This window comes from Gordonia sp. CPCC 205333 (assembly GCF_048537885.1).
In the GTDB taxonomy this organism is placed as follows: Bacteria; Actinomycetota; Actinomycetes; order Mycobacteriales; family Mycobacteriaceae; genus Gordonia.
Genome location: NZ_JBCLVI010000002.1, coordinates 507,125 through 527,377, shown reverse-complemented (window position 1 = coordinate 527,377; position 20,253 = coordinate 507,125). Strand labels below are relative to the sequence as shown.

Below are 20,253 nucleotides of genomic sequence, written 5' to 3'. Positions count from 1 at the left end.
AGGCTCCGCGTATGAGGCGTTCGGTAGTAGTAGTCCTTGGTGTGCTGGTCGCATTGGTCGGTGTAGCACCCGCGGTGGTCTCGGCTGCGCCCGCGACGAAGACCGCTCGCATCGCGGTATTCGCGGCTGACGGTAGGACGCCGATCGGCGCAACGCAGATTCATCCGGGAGACGAACTCGTCGTTCGTGGACACGGATTCGATCCCGATGCCAACAAGTACGGTCTGCCCGTTCCGGTTCCACCGGGGGTGCCGCATGGCACCTTCATAGCGTTCGGCGCGTTCTCGCCGGTATGGCAGCCGTCCAGAGGTGCGCCCGAATCCTCACGTGCGGCAACGCGTTCCGCGGTGAAGTGGGCCCTTTCGCGGTCCGCTCTGGCGAGGGTTCCGAGTGCTCCATTCGACATGAACCGCACTATCCGGCAGCAGTGGGTCGCGCTTAAGGCCGATGGCTCGTTCGTCGCGCGGATCAAGACCACCACGCCGTCGAATATGCCTACCGGTGCACGTTTCGGTGTCTACACCTACGGAGCAGCGGGTGCTGACAACGCCGCGCAGGAGCGCTATGTTCCCGTCAACTACAGCACTGCGCCCGGACCCAATACGTCTAAGCCGGCGCCGCGCAACCTGCTGTGGGCATATTCGCCGACCTTTCACGACCGTGTCACCAAGACCGCGCAGGGAGGCATAGCGGCATCAGACGGTGCCAGCGTGGGCGACGATGGAAAGCTGGCGTTCTCATTGCGGGATAAGAAGATTCGTGGCGGGAACGGGATTCTCCGCTACCGTGGCACGATCGTCGCTTACACGCGGTTCCATCTCCTCGAGTTCGCGATGTCCGACCCTCAGATTGTCGTGCGCGGCGGTCGTGGCGTGTTGAGCATGCTGACCTCAACGACCAATATGAATGGCACCGACGCCATGCGGCGCGTCGATATCGCCGACGTCGACCTACGCGGCCTCACCACCACCGGCGAGGTCACCGCGGCATCGGTGCGATTCCGCCCCGGGATCAGGCCCGAGGCGCTGGCACTGGTGAGCACAGGGGCGGCGTCGCCTCTGACGTTGCGGTCTTAGACGGAGTCGGCGTCGTCGCTATTCGCTAATAGCTCGGTCCCGTATTGGTCAGTCCAGGCGGCGAGCGCTCGTAGCGGTCCGTCGTAGAACGACCTGCCCAGAGCGGTGAGTGTCAATACGCCAGATGTGTTGGTTAATAGGTCTGCGGCGACGAGACGCGCGATCGCTTCCCCCAGCGGCTTTTGGGCGACCTGTCCGATGGCGGCGTACAACTGCGACCTGCGCAGTGATTTGTCGGCCAGGGCCGCGAGCACCACTGGATCCCATTGGTGCCGGAGCAGATCCGTCGCGGCTCGGATTCGACAATCGGCGAGGTAGTCGTGAGGTGAATCATCGGGTAGGTGGGCCACTCGGCAATCATCCCACCAGACTGTGCACCGAATGGTGCACAGCACAGTGTCTAGCGTCGGCGTCATGATGCGATTGATCCCTCCCCTCACCATCGGAATCTGCGGTACCGGACATCTCGCTCGCGCACTTGGTGGCCGTTGGCACCGCGCGGGCCACGATGTCGTCTTCGGCGGACGTTCGTCTGAGCGGGCAGGACTGCTTGCGCAGTCGGTAGGCGCTGCGAGATCAGGTTCGCTGCGGGATGCGGTGACAGATGTCGACGTAGCGGTGCTGGCGGTGCCGTGGGCCGGCGTCGACGACATGCTCGACATTGTCGAAGCGACTGGCGGCGCGGCCGGACTTACGATCATCGATCCGATCAATCCGGTGGAACACGGGGTGGGGCGACATCTATTGCGGTCAGGATCGGCTGCTGAGTATATCTCCAGCCGCCTATCCGCGGCGAATGTCGTGAAGGCTTTCAACGTCTATCCCGCGACCGAATGGGATTATGCGACAAACGAATTGGTGGTCCCGCTGGCTGGAGACCACCCGGGGTCGGTTGAATTGGCGCACCGCCTGGTGCGCGATGTCGGTGCCACCCCGCACGTGCTGGGCGGTCTCGATCGGGCGAGGCAACTTGAGGAACTGGCCGGTGCGGTCATCGGCCTGGCATTCGCGGGCGTCAATCCGCGCTCTGCCGTGCCGCGACTGTGAAACTCAGTCCCGTATCGCGAGTGCCCGGCCCGCCCCAAAGGTGGCCGCGAGTACCAAGACGACCACGATGAAGACCACGATCCACGTCGGCGTCGACGTCGAATAGGAGAACCGGTAGGCCGCGCCGACGCCGGTCAGTGTGGCGATAACACCGCCGATCGGAAGTATCGCTGCTGTTGTCTTTGTTGTGGCCGTTGCGGATTCATCGCCTGCGATGCGTAAGACGATGAATACCGCGGCGAGTGCGAGCACATATGCGAGGACCGCACTCACCGGGTAGATAACGAAGATCGGGGCGTCGCGGGTCGCGTCGTTGAAGGCGCCGCTGACGAGCACCAAGGTCGGAGACATACCGACGGTGGTACCAAGTAGGCCCGCCGCCGTGACACGGGCGATTCGATTGTCGAGCGAGCCCGACGTTCGTAAGCCGACGAACCAGAGCGTCGCGCCGATCACTAGTCCGAGGATCGCGCCGCCGACGGCGACTTCGAGGTAGCCCCAATCACCGAAATTGCTGCCACCACCGATGAAGTAGGTGGCGTAACCGTCGGAGGAGTGCCCCTGGAATACTGCGGCCCCCAGCAACGCGAGCAGTGAGCCAAGCAAGGCGAAACCCGCGGACTGTCGAATCATGAAGTCCATCTTGACCGATGAAATGAGAAACGCCCGCAACCTGAGTGATCAGGCACACGGGCGTTTCGCTGCGGAGGATAGGGGATTTGAACCCCTGAGGGCGTTAACCCAACCCGCGTTCCAGGCGAGCGCCATAGGCCACTAGGCGAATCCTCCAACCCGGGAATGATAACCGCCCTAGGTGTCCGAACTCAAAACGGCCACGTCGGACCCCACCGTGCGAGCTGTCTCAGGTCCACCGTCTACACTTCTTAACGGATCCCGCGCGGCGTGCATCCTGTGAACTCCCCCAGGGCCGGAAGGCAGCAAGGGTCAACGGGCTCTCTCGGGTGCGCGGGGTCCCCTATCTCTAGATCCACCACCGCTGCACTGTGTCTTCGCTTGCGAGAGGCCCTCAAGTCGTGAACTTTCACTCGATGAGCCCTGATGAACTTCGCACCATCGCCGACGACTTAACCAAGCAGTACGCACGCCTCCAAGCCGCTGGGCTGAAACTCGACCTCACCCGTGGCAAGCCGGCACCCGAGCAACTCGACCTCTCCAACGGACTGCTGTCGCTGCCCGGTGATGAGTATCGCGACTCGAACGGCCTCGATACCCGCAACTACGGCGGTCTCGCGGGTCTCACCGACCTGCGCGTCATCTTCGGTGAACTCCTCGGCATCGCGCCAGAACAACTTCTGGCACTCGGCAATTCCAGCCTGGAGATCATGCATGACCTCACTGTGTTCGGCCTGCTGCACGGGACTGCGGGATCGTCGACGACGTGGGCCGCACAAGCGCCGATCAAATTCCTCTGTCCCAGCCCCGGCTACGACCGTCACTTCGCCATCACGCAGGGCTACGGCATTGAGATGATCCCGGTGCCCATGCTGCCCGACGGCCCCGACGTCGAAGTATGTGCCGAACTTGTCGCATCCGACCCAAGTATCAAGGGATTGTGGGCCGTACCGACCTACTCCAACCCGACCGGCGTCACCTTCTCCGCGGAGACCACCCGACGCCTGCTGGAAATGCCCGCGCCCGACGACTTCCGCATCTTCTGGGACAACGCCTACGTGGTCCATACGTTGGTCGACGCCGCACCGGCCGTGCTGCCAGTCCTGGAGTGGGCCGAACAAGCCGGCCACCCCGACCGCGTTTATGTGCTGGGCTCGACGTCGAAGATCACCTTCGCCGGTGCCGGAGTGTCCTTTTTCGGCTCGTCGAAGGCCAACCTCGACTGGTTCACCAAGAATGCGTCGGCTAAGACCATCGGCCCGGATAAGGTCAACCAGCTACGGCACGTGAAATTCTTCGGCGATGCCGACGGCGTGCGTGCGCATATGGCGCGTCACCGCGAGCTGCTGGTACCGAAATTCCAGGCCGTGCTCGACATTCTGGAATCTCGCCTCGCCGAGTCCAAGGTGGCGTCGTGGACCGAACCCGAGGGCGGATATTTCATCAGCCTCGACGTGCTCGACGGTGCCGCGGCCAGAACTATAGAACTGGCGAAGCAGGCGGGTATCGCGCTTACCGCCGCCGGGTCGACCTATCCGTACAAGAAAGATCCGCACGACCGAAACATCCGCCTGGCGCCGACCTTCCCGCAGATCGACGAGTTGAAGGTCGCGATGGACGGCGTCGCTACATGTGTTCTTCTGGCGTCGACCGAGGTGTTGCTGGAATCGCATTGATCGCCGGATCTGCACTCCTCGACAAAACTTGATGTGACGCAAGACCGATCAACGAGACAGGCCCCGCCGATACGTCGGCGGGGCCTGACCTCGACGGTGAGCGTCGTCGGCTTCGTATTCGTCGGAGCGCTCGCGTGGTGGTTGCAAGACGTCATCGTTCCGTTCTCGAAGCCGTTGTGGGGACTATTCGACTATCAACTCGACCTCGACGTGTACCGGGCCGGTGCCCGGACCGTCCTGAACGGCGGAAACCTCTACGACGCAAAGCTTCTCGGTCAGATGGATTACACCTATGCGCCGATATCGATGGTGGTATTCATCCCGTTCGCCATGATGTCTTTCGACGTCGCGCGGGTGGTGTGGTCGGTCGGAATCCTGATCGCCCTGTATCTGATCATCATGGTCAGCTTCAAAAGTCTTGGCCACCAGGTGAATTGGCGGCTCCGGGTGGTCGCGATTTCATTGGTCTCGGTGATGCTGTTGCTTGAGCCGGTACGCACGACGGTCTGGTACGGGCAGATCAATGTCTTCTTGATACTGCTGATCCTCTTGGATTTGTTGCGCCGCATGCCTGTTCACCGCGAGGACTCGGCGAGTGGTACTCGATCCGAGCCGCGATTGGCGGGCGTGGCAACGGGTTTGGCCGCCGGCATTAAACTGACTCCGTTGATCTTCGTCTTCTATCTGGTGTTACTTCGACGCTGGCGGGCCGCGTTCGGGGTAGTTGGCGGATTCGCCGGGACGATTGCCGTCGGCTTCGTGATCTTCCCCGCCGAGTCATGGAAGTTCTGGACACAGACAATGTTCGATTCGAATCGGGTGGGAATGCCGCAGACCACCGGGAACCAGTCCGCGCGCGGTGCGCTGGCGAATCTCATCGGTACGGACTCACCGAATGTGCTGCTGTGGTTGGGCACGGTGCTAGCAGCGCTGGCCCTAGGCATGTGTGCCGCGGTGCTCGCGCACCGTCGAGGGCAGGAATTGCTCGCGCTGTCTCTGGTGGGGATGACTTCGTGTGTGGTGTCGCCGATGTCCTGGGGGCATCATTGGGTGTGGTTCGTGCCGCTGGTCGTCCTAGGTATCCATCTGGTTCTCGACAGCGGGCGGTCGTGGCCGATGCGGGTCGTGACCGCAGTGGGGCTCGCCGCCGGATTTCTGGCCACCTTCGCCTGGCGCGAGCATTTCGCGTTCTCCATGTGGCTGGTCAATCAGGCTGTGCCCGAGGCATTTCTGACCGGCCTGTTCTTCAAGAATGGCATCGTGTGGTTGCGGTGGTTCACCGTCGATCCCTATAACTGGGTGTTCATCGCGGTGGCGGTTGCGACGATTGTCGTTTGCCGCGGACCGTTGAGCAGCTTCGATTCCAAGCTGACGAAAGGCCGTGAGTTAACCGTCCTTGAGTGAGGAAAGATACCGCCGGGTGATCAGCCCCTGAGCGATTCGTCCGGCGGGGCCGCCTATCCGCGTCAAGACCGATTGATGGCGGGAGAACGCGCGAATCTCGAATTCGATTAGGCCGTCGCTGGATTGCCGGATGCCGAATCGCTCCTCCCCACTCTCTGGATGGCCGGGCAATGTTCCATAGGTGAAGACGACGTGGCGCGGTTCGTCCAGCACGTCTACTACGCGGACCGGTGCCTTCATGCCGATGGGCCCAACGCCGATAGTCAGTGTGGCGACCGTACCTACGGAGATGGTGGGCGACGACGATGCGACTCGAATACCGGAGCGGAGCTGGACCTGCCAGGAGAGAAGCGCTTCGCGGGCCCGCGTGAAGTAGTCGTCTCCACTGCCGATGATCGCCGCGGTTTGCAGACGGTGATAGTCTGCGGGCATTTCCCGACCTGCCGCGGTCGCTCCTACGTGGCTATAGGTAAGCGCGGCGGCACTCAGTTGTTCGACGGCACTTGGGGACAACTGCTCGACTGAGTTCATGGGGTAACCATAGTGCACCTCGTGACTGTCCCAGTCAGCCGTAGGTACTGGGTTGCCGCTGGTGCAGGCCCGCAACGTTCGAGTGAATCTCCCCACAACTAGGTGTAAGGGTCGGATTTTGGTATGGCTGCCTGGATATACCCGGTGTACTGTCTGAGATGCAAGATCCCAGATCGCAGACCACCAACGGAGAGGCTGTAGTAATGGATTCCCGCACTGTAGTCGTTGACGTGGCGGACATGCTGGCGCGTCGCGTAGTCGCTGGTGAGTACGCGCCCAGGACGCTCATGCCGTCGGTTCGGCAAGTGGCCGAAGAGTTCGAGATCAATCGTGCCACCGCCCAACTGGTGCTGGGACGGTTGGAGTCGCAGGGGTTCGTCGACGCCAAGCGCGCCAAAGGCTTTGTGGTGCGTGACGTTCGTGTTGACGGAGGTATGGAAGTTTACTGCCGCCTCTTCCGTCTATCGGTGACGTCTTTTCCGGAGGCCGCGAGCGAGATGTTCGAAGAAATGGTGGAGAGCCAGCGGCAGATACTCGCCGATGCTTTTCTGTCGTACACCGCACTATGCGACGGTTCGGAACGTCGGGGCGATCTAAGCGACAACGTTGATCAGCTCGAAGCTTTGGCACGTGCATCAGAACCAGACCACGCGGCGATTCTTTCGCTTGAGCTCGTGTTAATCCGGCACATTATGGGGAGCGCTGGAAGCGTATTCCAGCGGGCGACGCTCAATTCGATCGGTGCGACGATTTTGTCCGTTCCGGAGGCGCTCGCCGCCTATTTCGCGGTATCACCGGATTTGCACGTGCTGATGTGGCGGGCGATGACTGCGGTGTGGGATTCGGGTACCGCACCGTCGGAGGCGCAGCTAGCGCTATTCGACGACCTGCTCGGTCTCTATCATCAGCGGGTGCTGGCGAAATTTGATGAGATCGTATTGCCGACGACACACGCGGACGTCGATATCGACGCCGCCACCGCTTAGTCCGCGGCGAAAGCACGGGCGTTTCTCTGCGCGGTCAGTGGCCGAAATATCAACCGACCGCCCCGGCCAGAACAGCACGGGGCGGTCGGCGATACTCCATCTGACCTACGACTACGAGCACTACTTGTTGCTGACCTGATCAAACTTGGCGGCAGCCGTGGCCCTGGTTTGGGTGGCGGGTTCAACCTTCGCGAAGTTGTAGTCGCTGTAAGGGAATTTGCGGTTGCCCCGACTGGCTTCGAAGAAGCCCGATGGCCGAATATAGGTACTGTCACCTTGAGAGTTGCGGTAGTACGTCGGCACATGAGCGTTCAGATCCGCGAGGTAAAAATTGACCGCACGGTTGGAGTGCAGAATCTTCCGGTGATAGGCGTCGGCAGCTGCTCGGTGAACTTCGACCAGCGTGGCATTGCGGCGCTTAGCTTCGGTGATCGCGCGGATTGCGTGGTCGGCCGTCATCTCGACAAAGGCATGCCACCCACTACCAGTCCACGAGTATGGGCCGACCAGCATCCATCGGTTCGGCACGCCGTGCACCGAAGCGCTCTGATATGCCTGCATCCCCTCCTTTGTGTAGAACTCACCGAGGTCGAAGCCTTCGCGGCCGACGATGGACCCGACTGTGTAGGTCTCGGGGTCGGAGAACACTTCGTATCCGGTAGCCAATACGATCATGTCGAATTGATGCTCAACGCCATCGCGGGTCTTGATGCCCTTGGCGGTCAGGGTGTCGATCGGTTCGGTGACCAGGGAGACGTTATTGCGGTTGAACGCCTGCAAGTAGCCATTGGACATCGTCGGGCGTTTGGCGATCACACCGTAATTCGGGGTTAGTTTCTTGGCGGTTTCGGCGTTGCGGATGAACAACTTCAGGAATGTTGCGTATCCGGATATCGCGACCTTGTCGAAGGCGGTCAGTACCGGTTTGACCAGGGTCAAGGGTACTGACACGGCCGCGCGCAGCAGGAAGTCGATGACGACAAGTGCTGCGCTCTCGCCGCCGGCTACCAAACCGGGGATCTTCAGGACTCCCTGTGCGGCCTTTGGCATCGGGCCGTCTGGCTTGATCGGCGCGCACCACACCGGAGTGCGTTGAAATACCGTCAGTGCGCCAACGTCTTTGGCGATCGCGGGGATGATCTGCACAGCGCTGGCACCAGTGCCGACTACAGCGACCGTCTTTCCGGCGAGATCCCAGGAGTAGTCCCAGCTCGTTGGCCGTTGAATCTTGCCCTTGAACTTGGTGGTTCCGGGGATACTATCGGCTCTGGGCCGGACGAACGCACCGACCGCACTGATCACAAAACGAGCGGTGATCACTTTTCCCGAAGTCGTGTGCAGGTTCCAGTAGTGCGCGTCGTCGGCCCACACTTCCTTGTCGACGTTCGTGTTGAACACCGCGTGCTCGTAGAGCCCAAAGTCGCGGGCAACGTCTTGGTGGTACTTCTTGACCTCGGGACCGAACGGGAACACTCGTGACCAGTCGTGCTTACGTGCGAAGCCGAACTGGTAGGCGACACCCGGAATATCGACGGCGATACCTGGATACTGATTCTCGTGCCAGCTGCCCCCGAAATCATCGGAACGTTCGATGATTGCGAAATTGTCGATCCCTGCCTTGCTGAGTTTGACGCCGGCGGCGATGCCGCCTGGTCCCGCACCGATAATCGCCACCTGAAAATCGGGGACCAGTGGATCGCCACCTGGTGCATCCTTTGGTGTCGGACGCTTCTTCTCGTTGACCGTCGTTGTCATGATATCCCTCCGCGCAAGGCGTTCTGTGAGTTATAGTTACACTGTCTCAGACAGAAGCGGAGGATGCAATGAACCAGGTCGGAACAGTAGCGTTCGGCTCGTCGGTGCAGGTCGAAGAGGTGAACCGAGCAAGTGTTCTCACCAGGCTAGCGAATCTGATCGGACCGCGGATCGCACTTCCCGTCCTCGATCTCCTAGCGAAGACCGGAATAGCCCTCGGCAGACGCGGGCTATTTCCCAAGGAGCTTTTCGCTGTTTCCAGCACTACTGATGCTCCTGCGGCCATACTCGTACCGCCGCGCGGTACTCGGCGGCGGTTGACCGACTTCGGGCACTTTCGCGCCGAGTGGGTGTGGAACAAGCGTTTGGGAGATCCCCTCGAGCAGCGTGACGCCGCCATCCTCTACTTTCACGGTGGAGGGTTCGCGGCATGCGGACTCAATACCCACCGGAGACTCGTCGCGAAAATCGGCAACGCGAGTGGTATGGCGGTCTTCAACGTCGACTATCGACAGCTTCCGCACCATTACGTCGAAACACTCGCAGACGGGTTGGAAGCCTATCAACACCTCTTGGTCTTGGGGTTTGAGCCGGAGCGGATTGTCTTCGCGGGTGACTCGGCCGGCGGCGGATTAGTCTTCCGGCTCGCGTTGGCCGCAAAGGAGGAAGGCCTCCCGGTACCGGGTGGAATAGTTTCCATCTCACCTTGGGCTGACTTGGACTGGAAGGTGCGAAACGCGCATCCGAACGTTCGCCGTGATCCGATTCTGCCAGCAAGTGCCTTTGAGTTTCTGAGCAGGCAGGGGTTTCTCATCGATGGTGAACTCGACCCGATGTGGTCGTCGGTCAATCACGATTGCACGGGTATGCCGCCGGCCCTGATTCAGGTCGGCTCAACCGAGGTCTTCCTGCCCGACGCCGAGCAGGTTGCGAAGCGGTACGGCGAGGCCGGGGCGCCGATGCAGTTTCAAATCTGGGACCGCGCGATACATGTGCACCAGGCAGGTTCGGACATTCTTTCTGACGCGCGTGCGGCTATTCGAGAAATTGGTGCGTTCAACCGGGAGGTGCTGCGCAGCGCGTCATATCGCGAGTACTTCGACGACGAATCTTCCGGCACGTCCGACCAAGCCAGCGCCGTCAACTGACTTTGTCTACGCTCGGCGATAGCGTTGTCCTCGTAGAGAACTCGGCATTGAAGCCGGGCAGCAGGTGGTCGATCTCGTCGCGGTAGCGACCGTAAGCATTCAACTGGCAGATCAGCCCGGCACATGCCACCGAAGTGCGTAAACCTATCGTCAGTTCTGGTGGCAGAGCCAGCTGCCGAACGGAATTGTCCAGCTGTGGCGCGGCGAAAACCTTCGCTTGCTGACGGAGCCAGGCAGGAGAATATGTGAACGAATCGCTGACGAGGGGCTCGAAGACTACCTTGAATTGAGCGGCAATCTCGTCAATGTCGGCATCGGACAACACGATCCGGTATTCCCTCAGCCGCGACTCGAACGCTGCGGAGTCTGTTTCATCGATGACTCGCGACAGATCCTGCAGCATCGCTATGCTTTCGGCCGATATCGCGGCGCAGGCGCCGAAGTCGATGATGCCCAGTCGTCCGTCGGCTGTCACGAGGAAGTTTGCCGGATGGGGGTCCGCATATATCAAGCCACATCGTTGAGGCCCTGACAGGCTGAACCTCACTAGCTGGACTCCCACCCGATCGCATTCGGCTTGGTCGCTGTGTTGAATTGTCTTACTCAGTGGAATACCGTCGACCCACTCGGTGACCAGCGTGTTTTCGTACTGCGCGATCACGTCGGGAATCAGGAAGTCTGGGTCATTACGATAGGCGACCGCAAACTTCCGCTGGTAGTCGGCTTCTCTCGCATAGTCGAGTTCTCCCCGTACGCACGCACACAGTTCGTCGATGATCGCTATCGCGTCGATATGCGGGAACAACACGGGTAAGAGGATTGAAAGTCGTCGTATCGACTTCAAGTCGCTTTCAATCACATCGCGGATGCCGGGATATTGAACTTTGACGGCCACTTCGCGTCCATCACGCCAAACGGCCCGGTGCACCTGACCGATGGAGGCTGCCGCGGCGCGCTTGTCGTCAAAGCTACGAAACTGCTCGCGCCAGTCAGGGCCCATGTCTGTGTTCAGGACTTCGTGGACACCGCCGGGCAGCATCGGTGGCGCGGATTCGAGGAGTCGATTGAGTGCGTCACGGTAGTCAGCGCCCAAGTCGTCGAAGAGGGCCGGATACACGGCCGCGAGGAGTTGGGCGACTTTGATCGCGCCGCCCTTGAGTTCTCCCAGCACCTCGAAAAGATGCTGGGCGGTACGTTGCTCGATTTCGCGGGCAACCTCCGCGCGTGAGCGACCGAATGCGACTTTGCCGACTCCCGCCACCCGACGCCCGGCGTAGCTAACCGGCAGCGTCGCAAGTTTTGCAGTGCGGGCATACTTTCCACTTCGAAGGTGGTACAGGCCGGCGTTGTGCTCTACCACGGGTCTTCCTAACGCTGCACCCCGAGGACTTCGGATTCCCAGCGGATTATAGCGTACTAAAACCTCTGACATGCGTGCGGGTGGCTCCCACGGGGCAGCCACCCGCATGCACCATGCAGTACATCGCAAATGCGGCGGTGGCCGACCTGGTGGCATACCGACGGTGCGGCCGCGGCTACAGGCAGAATGTGACCATTGTGGTCAGAGCTGCCACCACCAACACCGCGAACAACGAGACGATCATCAGTCCGCTACGCGTCGGCGGCTCGGCGACAGGTTCAATCTCGGAACGATTGTCCACACCCCATTTCTCCACTATTCTTACTCCTCGAGTCCGATCTTCGCGTATATCTTTTGAGCCCATTTCGGCGACCACCAGCACCAGTCGCCGAGTATCTTCATTATCGCTGGTACCAACATCATGCGGATGATGGTCGCATCGAGGATCAATGCGGCGATCATGCCGTAGGCGATGTATTTCATCATTACGATATTCGACAGGCCAAATGCTCCGGTGACCACGATGAGGATTAGAGCTGCCGCAGTGATAATCCCACCGGTATGGGCGATTCCGTACCGAATGCATTCTGGAGTATCATGTCCTGCTCGTCGCCTCTCCGCCATTCGTGACATAAGAAATATCTCGTAGTCTGTCGAGAGTCCGAAGACTATGGTGACGATGATAATCAAGACCGCGAACATCAAAGGTGACGGACTGAAGTTCAGGAGTTCCGCTCCGTGGCCGTCATAGAAGATCCACGTAATGACGCCAAGTGTTGCGGTCAGACTGAGAATACTGATCAGGATGGCCTTGATCGGAAGGATGAACGATCCAAAAGCCAAGAACATCAAGATGAACGATGCGACCCCCAGAATCAGCAGGAGCACGGGCAGGCGGCCGATGAGGCCGTTGATACTGTCGCGCTCGAGGGCCGGTGTTCCGGCGATCAGGATCTGAACGCCGTCGGGCGGGCTGAGTTTCCGTAGCCCGTTGAGCACGGAGTCAACCGACGCGGGATCGTCGCGATGTGACAATCCCGCGGTGAAGAGCGTTATGCCCTTCGCTGGCTTGGTCTTCGCGACTTGGAACTCTTCGGCCAGGCCCGCGCGCAGCTTACGCTCCTTTTCTCGGCCAGGTTCGAAGCTGGCGGCGCGACGGATCGCGGTGATCACTTCGTTCTTACTAGTGCCGACAATCACTAGCTTCAGTGGCTCAGTCCGCTCGCCAGGGAAGAGGGTGTCGTACTTCTCTTGTGCTACTCGAGCTGGATTGTCGGGTGACAAGTACTTCTCGCTCAAGCCACCGAACTGCACGTTGAAAAACGGGATCACCAGTGCGGCGAGCACCAAGACAATCGGGATTGCCACCAGCGCAGGACGTTTCATCGACCAGTTAGCCAGACGCGACCACATGCCGGCGTCTATCTCCTCCGCTGTCTTGGTCCGGCGCAACCACTTGAAGCCGAGGCTATCCACCTTTAAGCCTAGTATTCCAAGAATCGCTGGCAGCACGGTGGTCGAAAGAACTGCGGCGAGGACAACAGTTGCTATCGCGCCATAGGCGACCGATTTCAAGAAACCCTGCGGGAAGATCAGCAGTCCGCCGAGGCAGACCACGATAATCGTCGCGGAGAACACAATCGTCCGGCCTGCGGTGGCTACTGTCACCCGAACAGCATCGGAAGTGGACGCTCCTTCGGCTATCTCTTCCCGGAAGCGGCTCACCGTGAACAATCCGTAGTCGATAGCCAGCCCGAGCCCGATCAGCGTGATCACCGAACTGGCGAACACGTTCACCTCGGTGAAGTGCATGATCAGTCGGACGATTCCGGTAGACCCAATTATGCTAAGTCCACCGATAAGAACTGGCAGTGTCGCCGCTACCGCCCCTCCGAATACTATGAATAGCAATATCGCGACGAGTGGGAGAGCGATCATCTCCATTCGCTTCACGTCATCATCCATTCCGGACTGCATGGCGTCGGCGACCGGAATAAGCCCAGCTATTTGTAGCTGGAGTCCGTCTATGGCGAGCTTGCTCTTGATCTCGTCGAAATACTTCAGTGTCTCGGTTCCACCGTCGCCCTGCAGCCCTATGCTGGCGTAGACCTGGTCGGGGCCATGAGAGAGTCGCTTCGCCGCGAAGCTGCTATCCCAATAGCTGTCGGCTCGCCTTATCGTGGAAGGATTGTCTTTGACAAGGTTCGCGTATAGCGACTTTCCCTGCGCCGCAATGTCTTTGTCATCTGCCGATCTGCCGGGCCGGGCGGTGTACAGCGCAATAACATCGGCATCTGTGTCGCGTCCGAAAGTAGTATCTGTCAGCTTTGAGCCCGCGACAGACTGGCTCGTATCATCGAACCAGCCTTCCTGGCTCAGGTGCTGCGTATAGTCTTTGCCATAGAGCCCAAGACCCCCCATTGCCAGGACGAACACCACTATTACTATATATCTGTAGTCGTATGCCCATCGGCCTACCTTGGCGAACATTTAACGTGTCACCGCTCCTTTATGCGCAAGCCTCGGACGTGTAATCAGCCATTTGCAGGATGGCGCAGACATCGTTCTTGCTGACTCGCCACTTCCCGTCTTGGGAGATGAACTGAACTTGAGCCGTGCGCTCAGTTGCCTCGGTGCCGTCTTTCTGTAGCCAGAATGTGGCGCTGAGCGTGCCATCGCCATTATCTTCGACCGGATCTTTGATTCCATATTTGGCGCCGGGGTTCTCGTCCATCGCTTTGAAGAGGTCGGGAATATTGGATTTGAACGCATTGCCGTCTTCGATGAGATCGAGACGTTCCTTGTCGGGCAGGCCGCGTTTGAGTACCGAGCGCATCTGCTTCTCCAGCGCGGCAGCGGTGGGGATCGGGGGCGTTGCCGACGGATCAGGCGCTTGTGACGAGGTCGCACCTGAACTCTGCGCAATCTGAATTGTCTCAGGTGGTGTCTCCACATTGGACTCGCACGCGCTTAAGGCGACTACTGCCACCGCCGCCGCAATGGCTGAGATGTACCGCACCCTGCTCATATGGCTCTTCCTTCTCTCGCAATGACCCCACCCTACTGTCTGAGCCAGGGCTACCCGCTAGTACGGATCTGGGGTATGGTGTGCGCTACAGTACAGACTGAATGCGGCGTTCGCCACAGTGATCGGCATACTGTCACAGACAATGAATCGCGGCATGCGACCCAGTGGAAGGAGACCCAGCGCATGGAGTTCTCACGGTTGCGGTCGGATTCGGCAAGTGAGACCGACGGGCGTGACAACTCGCGCTTCGCGGTGGTTCGAGCGGCAACAGCATTGTTTTTGGTTGTGGGTATCGGTTCGTCCCTGATCTGCTGGTTCTCGGTGAATCAGGGCTCACCACCGCCGGTAATCGTCGTCGCCGGCGAGTCGTCGAAGGCGCCGCCGAGTTCCAAGAAGCGCCCCAAGCCGTCGACCTCTGCCGCGCCCGGAGTAACCATTCCGCCCGTGCCGGCACCAGCGCCCGATGGAGCGGGCTACACGGCGGCGCCCTTGAGCGCGCGACCCGATATGTACACGATGCATGGGTCGAGCAACTACGGGTGGTGGGCGGACCAAGGTGCTCAATGCGACCCGTGGGATCAGGGGGTGATCGTGGGCCGGACTCCGGAGACGAAGTACTCGGTCTGCAAATCAACGGGCGGCGGAGCCTACTTCAAAGGGGTAGTTCTCGTCGACGGGACAGCTATCCGGGCCTCGGGAGCGGCGGGTGGCAATGACTTCGCCGGATCGGGCGGCGGGGTGTCGGTGGTGCTGACGAAATCGAAATTGTTGATCGTCCAAGGGGGAGCTAGGCGTGTTCAGACAGTGGTGCAGCGATGGGTGGCGCCCAGGTGATCGATAGTTCACTTCCGTCGGTTCGGCCAGTCTCGCGGAATCTGCCCCAGGTACTGCTGCGTTTGCCTTTCACTCTCTTCGCATGGGCGACCCGCACGGTTATCAGCTCGGTCGCAACGTTGGGCAGGTTAGTTCTGCTTGTCATAGACACCACGGTCGGGTTGGTGACAGACACCGTCAGGTTGAGACATCCGTGGCGGGAAACGCTCACCCAAGCCTGGTTCATGATGAGTGTGTCGACCTTTCCGGCAGTTCTCATCGCTATCCCGTTCGGCGTGATTGTTCAGGTTCAAGTCGGCGCTCTCGCGGCCCAGGTGGGTGCTACCTCGCAGGCCGGAGCGGCCGGCGGCCTCGGGGTCATCCGGCAGGGAGCTCCAATGGTCGCGGGGATCTTGCTCGGCGGAGCGGTTGGAGCTGCGGTGGCAGCCGATCTCGGGGCGCGCAAGATCCGCGAGGAGATTGACGCGATTCGTACGATGGGAATCAACCCGAATTACCGGATGGTCGCGCCGCGAGTTGCAGCGATGTTCGTGGTTGGGCCGCTCCTATGCATTCTCATCATATTTGTGGGCATGTCCACCATCTACACGACGACGCTTCTCCAAGGCGGCGTGCCGGGTGCCTTCTTCAACTCATTCGCGGCCTTCGCGTCGACGCAAGACCTGATTATCGCCATCGTCAAGACGGTAATATTCGGGATTGTTGTCGTGTTCGTCGCGAGCCAGCGGGGGTTCGAGGCAAAGGGAGGACCAAAAGGCGTAGCCGACGGTGTCAATGCCGCAGTTGTCATTGGAGTGATATCGACCTTCGCGGCGAACCTCTTGATAACTCAGCTCCTGTCGATCTGGATCCCGGAGCAGCTTCTATGACTATGGAACCATCGAAATACCGACCGCTTGGAACTCGCCATATTGAAAAGGCGGCGGTAGCAGCAACTAATCCAGTGCTGCGACTCGGTCATCAGCTCGCATTTGCATACCAAGCGTTAAAGGCCATCCCGTTGACAGTCTCGCGCTATCGCCGAGAAACCGGGAGGGTCTTCATAGACATCGGTTTTGGAAATGGCAAGATCATCGTTGGCGGCGGCACGGTGGGCGTCGTCGTATTCATGGGAATCATGACTGGTGCGGTAATTGGAATTGAAGCGTTCCGCGTGCTCGACATGTTGGGAATGGGACCCCTCGTTGGCTTCATATCATCGTTTGCCAACACTCGAGAGCTCGCGCCGCTTATAGCCGCGATTGGCTTCGCGTCGCAGGCCGGCTGTCGTATTACCGCAGAGATAGGCGCCATGCGAATCTCTGAGGAGATAGACGCGCTCGAGGCGACTGCGGTACATCCAATTCCTTTCGTGGTAACAACCCGAGTACTGGCCGGAATTCTTATCATTGTTCCGGTATATCTCACCACCCTCGCATGCAGCTACTTTGCGACGTCGTTCTTCATAAAGACCATTCACGGACAATCTGGGGGAACATACAATCACTATTTTACTGCATTCTTAGCTCCTAGTGACATATTTCTATCGCTGATAAAGGCAGTCGTGTTCGTGGTGATGGTTATTCTCATCCACTCCTACTTTGGGTTCTACGCCAATGGTGGCCCAGAAGGCGTTGGTGTCGCGTCAGGCCGGGCGATACGCGCGAGCCTGGTTCTCGTCGTAGTCGTGGATATGCTCTTGACATTGACCCTGTGGGGGTTGACCGGTGATATCAGAGTTACGGGGTAACAAGTGAATAGATTGGAAGATCCCTCGGGCAGAGGTATCAGCGTCCGACAGATGTATATAGTCGGCCTGATTGGCATAGTTGTGCTGACAATAGTCGCAATCCTCTTCTCCGCTTATGCGCGCGGAAACTTCACTCCGCGGTTCACCTTCACTCTTGAGGCCCAGCAAATGGGTGAAGGAATTGTGGCTGGATCCGACGTTAAGATGAACGGATTGAAGATCGGCCAGGTTGTCGAGGTCGAAACGAAGGGCGCGACGCAGCAGCGCCTGAAAATCGGTATTGAGCCGTATGCCGCCAAAAATATAGCCACCAATGTTCAGGCGAGATTCGTGTCGTCCAACACTCTCGGCATGTCTTCAGTTGAACTCTTCTATCGTGTAGCTCCGGGGCCTCAACTCGCCGAGAGCGGAGTGATTGTTTTGCCCGCCGATAGCAAGACGGTTACCGTGACTTCGGTATTTCGAAAGATTACAACCACACTTGGCAAGGTCAAGGGTGACAACGCTGGGACCATTATGGACACCTTCATGTTCGAAGGTGGCAGCGAAGGTATTTCCAATATCATCCGAACCGCCATCGAACTCGGTCAAACCAAGATAGGAAATACGACGCTGATCGAGCAGGATCCGCGACCTATAATCGAAATGGCCGATGGAATGACCACCGAAGGCGCAAGGTTGGTCACTGAAGCCTTGGCCGGTTATCGGTCATTGTCGCCGAAGATCACCCATTTGCTGAATCAGCCAGACAACATTGACGCGGTCGTTAGGTTCATTGGAACGCTTATCGGCGATGTGGGCGGCCTGGTCTGGCGCCAGCGCAGTTCGGTCACGAAACTGGTCGACGCGGCGATTAGCATTCTCGAACCCGTCGGTATCGCGTTCAAGGGTGCGAACGGCTTCTATCGAAGAGTCCCCCAGCTTGTCGATCGGATCAACAAGTCCTTTGCAAAGGGGGCCAATGGGGCCGTATCTATGAAGATTCAAGTGATTCTCGCCAGCATGCCCTATCTGGCCGGCGATCCCAACGCGATTGGAGGATCCCGTTGAATTCAATAAGGGCCTCAACGGTCAAACTCGGCATAGCGGGAGTCATTATTCTCCTGATGGGCGCTCTACTGTGGACTGCACTTCAAACACCGGTGAAAGGAAAGGTCTCCGGATTCACCGCGATGATCGGTGATGTATCCGGACTCACCAAGGGGGCAGATGTCCGGATGGCTGGCGTTCAAGTGGGCAAGGTCACCGACATCGTCCTGGACGGCACGGTGGCAAAGGTGACGTTTACCGTGCGCGACGACCAGACCGTGTATGACAACACGCGTGCCGCGATACTGTTTCAATCGCTGGTTGGGCAGCGCTATCTTGCGCTTCTCCAGCAAGAGCGGCCCGGCTCAGTCCTACAACCCGGCTCGGTGATACCGATCGAGCGGACTCAGTCATCGTTCGACGTCTCCGAACTGTTCGATGCGGTGCGACCGATCTTCGACACGATCTCCAGCGGCTCCGTCGACAAATTCCTGGAGAATCTGCTGTTGGTGGTATCGGGTGACGGGCGGGGGCTTGGTCCGGTAATGGACGATCTGAACACGATTATCGCGGTCGCGGGCAATCAGGTGCCGGTCGTCAACGCGATCGCGGACAATTTGGACTCGATAGTCGCAAAGTTCGATGGCAAAGCGCCGTTGATCGACAGGATGCTGGGACAGGCTCTTGACCTGGTCAAGACTGTCCATGGAAAGCTCGATTTGTTGAAGGACTTGATCGACAACGGTGTTCCAGGTTTGAAGCTACTGATGCCCTGGCTCGACGGATTCTTAGCGATCTATTACGACAATTTCGCTGGGTTTGAGCGACTCTACAACCGCTACGTGCCGGCTGTGGCGGTGTCGATCATCAGACAAAGTCTCGCGGCGATACCGCTCGTAGTGAAGACCATAAATGGACTGTTCTTAGATCCCCGAGCGGGGAAGCGATTGAACTGCCTCACGCAGCTGCCCATACCTTCGACGATCCTCATCGGCGTCGAGCGAATGAAGGCGTGCCAATGAACCAGCGAGCGGCGAAGGCGCAGAACCGCTTTGAGATTCGCATAGGAATAGTTGCGCTCCTGATCACGGTTGTGTCCCTGTTGATCGCCGCGGCCACCGCGGTAATTCCATTCGGTGAGAAGACCTACCGTGCCGAGTTCACGTCGTCGGGAGAAGCGCGAACAGGCGATGAGGTGAGGGTTGCGGGGATTCCGGTCGGGAAAGTTCGCGGAATCAAACTCGTACGCGACCATGTAGAAATCGATTTCTCGGTCGATGGCAAGGTACGACTGGGCGAGCAGACACACGTCCAGATCAAGTTACTGACACCGATAGGCGGTCGCTATGTCGACGTGAAGCCCGCTGGAGAGGGTACAGCCGATGGCAGGGTGATTCCGCGCGAGTACACCAAGACGCCCTATGACTTGTCGTCGGCGTTAGAGACGGCGACCCCGGCCCTGATGAAACTCGACGCCTCCAAATTGAGAAAGTCGATTTCTAAGTTGGCCGGCGCATTTGATAATCGGCCTCATGACTTCGACATCCTATTGGGGCAGGTGAACAAGCTGTCGGCGATCGTGTACGCACGCAAGCAGCAGCTTGCTCGTGCGCTTCGAGTGAGCACCGAATATCTCGATGTGGTCGTCGGAAAGATGGACCGAATAAAGGCGGCCGGAGACCAGATTCTGGAGGTCTACCGCGAGGTTGCGCTTCGGCGAGAGGGCGTAGTTGTGGTGGTCTCGCAGATTCGCCGACTATTCGACTTCATTACGGTTCCTGTTGATCTCTACTCGCAGCTCATCGAGGAACCACTATTTCAGGGGTTTGACATGATTGATAAGTCGGTGGTCGAGCTGCTCAAATACAAGAAGGAACTCGACTTTATATCCAAGGAGATTGAGCCGCTACTGCGATGGTTCGCGGGCAATACCGAGAACCCATACTTCACCGTCGATGACTCCAAATCCAGCATCACTGGCACACCGTTGTGTCCGACTGGCCGACCGGGCTGCTAG

The 20,253-nt window shown here is 59.1% G+C and carries 20 protein-coding genes, 1 tRNA gene and 1 other RNA gene; 13 read left to right on the top strand and 9 right to left on the bottom strand.

What is annotated here, in order from left to right; genetic code table 11:
- The first annotated feature begins 11 nt into the window (after positions 1–11).
- Positions 12–1,076 (top strand): HtaA domain-containing protein, encoded by a 1,065-nt coding sequence (locus AAFP29_RS08075; protein WP_419216821.1) that lies wholly within the window; start codon positions 12–14, stop codon positions 1,074–1,076.
- Here AAFP29_RS08075 and AAFP29_RS08070 read toward each other — a convergent pair.
- Positions 1,073–1,492 carry a winged helix-turn-helix transcriptional regulator gene (locus AAFP29_RS08070; protein WP_419216820.1) on the bottom strand — a complete coding sequence of 140 codons (420 nt, stop codon included), beginning with the start codon at positions 1,490–1,492 and terminating at the stop codon, positions 1,073–1,075. The genes AAFP29_RS08075 and AAFP29_RS08070 overlap by 4 nt on opposite strands.
- Between AAFP29_RS08070 and AAFP29_RS08065 the strand changes: the two genes are divergently transcribed.
- On the top strand, positions 1,491–2,123 hold the full coding sequence (locus AAFP29_RS08065; protein ID WP_419216819.1) for an NADPH-dependent F420 reductase: 633 nt from the start codon (positions 1,491–1,493) through the stop codon (positions 2,121–2,123). The two genes, AAFP29_RS08070 and AAFP29_RS08065, sit on opposite strands and share 2 nt — an antisense overlap.
- 3 nt (positions 2,124–2,126) lie before the next feature.
- Here AAFP29_RS08065 and AAFP29_RS08060 read toward each other — a convergent pair whose 3' ends face one another.
- Positions 2,127–2,756: a hypothetical protein gene (locus tag AAFP29_RS08060; protein WP_419216818.1), complete on the bottom strand. Its 630-nt coding sequence runs from the start codon at positions 2,754–2,756 to the stop codon at positions 2,127–2,129.
- A 71-nt stretch (positions 2,757–2,827) separates the two neighbouring features.
- Positions 2,828–2,912: transfer RNA gene (locus AAFP29_RS08055), tRNA-Ser, on the bottom strand.
- A 97-nt stretch (positions 2,913–3,009) separates the two neighbouring features.
- Between AAFP29_RS08055 and ffs the strand changes: the two genes are divergently transcribed.
- The 3 genes from ffs to AAFP29_RS08040 all read left to right on the top strand — a co-directional run bounded on the left by ffs (position 3,010) and on the right by AAFP29_RS08040 (position 5,836).
- Positions 3,010–3,104: signal recognition particle sRNA small type (ffs, locus tag AAFP29_RS08050), an RNA gene on the top strand.
- Between the two features lie 53 nt (positions 3,105–3,157).
- Positions 3,158–4,432, top strand: coding sequence for an aminotransferase class I/II-fold pyridoxal phosphate-dependent enzyme (locus tag AAFP29_RS08045; protein ID WP_419216817.1), 1,275 nt, complete (start codon positions 3,158–3,160; stop codon positions 4,430–4,432).
- 84 nt (positions 4,433–4,516) lie between these two features.
- The gene (locus AAFP29_RS08040; protein WP_419217245.1) at positions 4,517–5,836 is read left to right on the top strand and encodes a glycosyltransferase 87 family protein; all 1,320 of its coding nucleotides are present in this window, start codon (positions 4,517–4,519) and stop codon (positions 5,834–5,836) included.
- On the opposite strand, the gene AAFP29_RS08035 is transcribed toward AAFP29_RS08040, so the two are convergent.
- Positions 5,819–6,367, bottom strand: coding sequence for a DUF1990 family protein (locus tag AAFP29_RS08035; RefSeq protein WP_419216816.1), 549 nt, complete (start codon positions 6,365–6,367; stop codon positions 5,819–5,821). The genes AAFP29_RS08040 and AAFP29_RS08035 overlap by 18 nt on opposite strands.
- 203 nt (positions 6,368–6,570) lie before the next feature.
- Here AAFP29_RS08035 and AAFP29_RS08030 point away from each other — a divergent pair, with 203 nt between their 5' ends.
- Positions 6,571–7,353 (top strand): winged helix-turn-helix domain-containing protein, encoded by a 783-nt coding sequence (locus AAFP29_RS08030; RefSeq protein WP_419216815.1) that lies wholly within the window; start codon positions 6,571–6,573, stop codon positions 7,351–7,353.
- A 120-nt stretch (positions 7,354–7,473) separates the two neighbouring features.
- Here the strand turns inward: AAFP29_RS08030 and AAFP29_RS08025 are convergent, their stop codons facing one another.
- Positions 7,474–9,108 (bottom strand): flavin-containing monooxygenase, encoded by a 1,635-nt coding sequence (locus AAFP29_RS08025; RefSeq protein ID WP_419216814.1) that lies wholly within the window; start codon positions 9,106–9,108, stop codon positions 7,474–7,476.
- Between the two features lie 68 nt (positions 9,109–9,176).
- Between AAFP29_RS08025 and AAFP29_RS08020 the strand changes: the two genes are divergently transcribed.
- Positions 9,177–10,256, top strand: a complete 1,080-nt coding sequence (locus AAFP29_RS08020; protein WP_419216813.1) for an alpha/beta hydrolase — start codon at positions 9,177–9,179, stop codon at positions 10,254–10,256.
- Here the strand turns inward: AAFP29_RS08020 and AAFP29_RS08015 are convergent.
- The 4 genes from AAFP29_RS08015 to AAFP29_RS08000 all read right to left on the bottom strand — a co-directional run bounded on the left by AAFP29_RS08015 (position 10,249) and on the right by AAFP29_RS08000 (position 14,644).
- On the bottom strand, positions 10,249–11,616 hold the full coding sequence (locus tag AAFP29_RS08015; protein WP_419216812.1) for an ABC1 kinase family protein: 1,368 nt from the start codon (positions 11,614–11,616) through the stop codon (positions 10,249–10,251). The two genes, AAFP29_RS08020 and AAFP29_RS08015, sit on opposite strands and share 8 nt — an antisense overlap.
- A gap of 175 nt (positions 11,617–11,791) precedes the next feature.
- Positions 11,792–11,932 carry a hypothetical protein gene (locus AAFP29_RS08010; RefSeq protein WP_419216811.1) on the bottom strand — a complete coding sequence of 47 codons (141 nt, stop codon included), beginning with the start codon at positions 11,930–11,932 and terminating at the stop codon, positions 11,792–11,794.
- Between the two features lie 5 nt (positions 11,933–11,937).
- The gene (locus AAFP29_RS08005) at positions 11,938–14,052 is read right to left on the bottom strand and encodes an MMPL family transporter (protein WP_419216810.1); all 2,115 of its coding nucleotides are present in this window, start codon (positions 14,050–14,052) and stop codon (positions 11,938–11,940) included.
- 73 nt (positions 14,053–14,125) lie between these two features.
- On the bottom strand, positions 14,126–14,644 hold the full coding sequence (locus AAFP29_RS08000) for a hypothetical protein (RefSeq protein WP_419216809.1): 519 nt from the start codon (positions 14,642–14,644) through the stop codon (positions 14,126–14,128).
- 183 nt (positions 14,645–14,827) lie between these two features.
- On the opposite strand from AAFP29_RS08000, the gene AAFP29_RS07995 reads away from it, so the two are divergent.
- The 6 genes from AAFP29_RS07995 (at position 14,828) to AAFP29_RS07970 (ending at position 20,253) form a co-directional block, all read left to right on the top strand.
- On the top strand, positions 14,828–15,478 hold the full coding sequence (locus AAFP29_RS07995) for a hypothetical protein (protein ID WP_419216808.1): 651 nt from the start codon (positions 14,828–14,830) through the stop codon (positions 15,476–15,478).
- Positions 15,479–15,642: 164 nt separating this feature from the next.
- Positions 15,643–16,347 carry an ABC transporter permease gene (locus AAFP29_RS07990; protein WP_419216807.1) on the top strand — a complete coding sequence of 235 codons (705 nt, stop codon included), beginning with the start codon at positions 15,643–15,645 and terminating at the stop codon, positions 16,345–16,347.
- Positions 16,344–17,207 (top strand): MlaE family ABC transporter permease, encoded by an 864-nt coding sequence (locus AAFP29_RS07985; RefSeq protein WP_419216806.1) that lies wholly within the window; start codon positions 16,344–16,346, stop codon positions 17,205–17,207. Before AAFP29_RS07990 ends, AAFP29_RS07985 begins: the two co-directional genes overlap by 4 nt.
- A gap of 51 nt (positions 17,208–17,258) precedes the next feature.
- Positions 17,259–18,257 carry an MlaD family protein gene (locus tag AAFP29_RS07980; RefSeq protein ID WP_419216805.1) on the top strand — a complete coding sequence of 333 codons (999 nt, stop codon included), beginning with the start codon at positions 17,259–17,261 and terminating at the stop codon, positions 18,255–18,257.
- A complete protein-coding gene (locus AAFP29_RS07975) occupies positions 18,254–19,258 on the top strand; it encodes an MCE family protein (protein ID WP_419216804.1) in 1,005 nt (334 codons plus the stop codon). The genes AAFP29_RS07980 and AAFP29_RS07975 overlap by 4 nt, the downstream gene beginning before the upstream one ends.
- Entirely contained in the window at positions 19,255–20,253 is a 999-nt protein-coding gene (locus tag AAFP29_RS07970) for an MlaD family protein (protein ID WP_419216803.1), read from the top strand. The genes AAFP29_RS07975 and AAFP29_RS07970 overlap by 4 nt, the downstream gene beginning before the upstream one ends.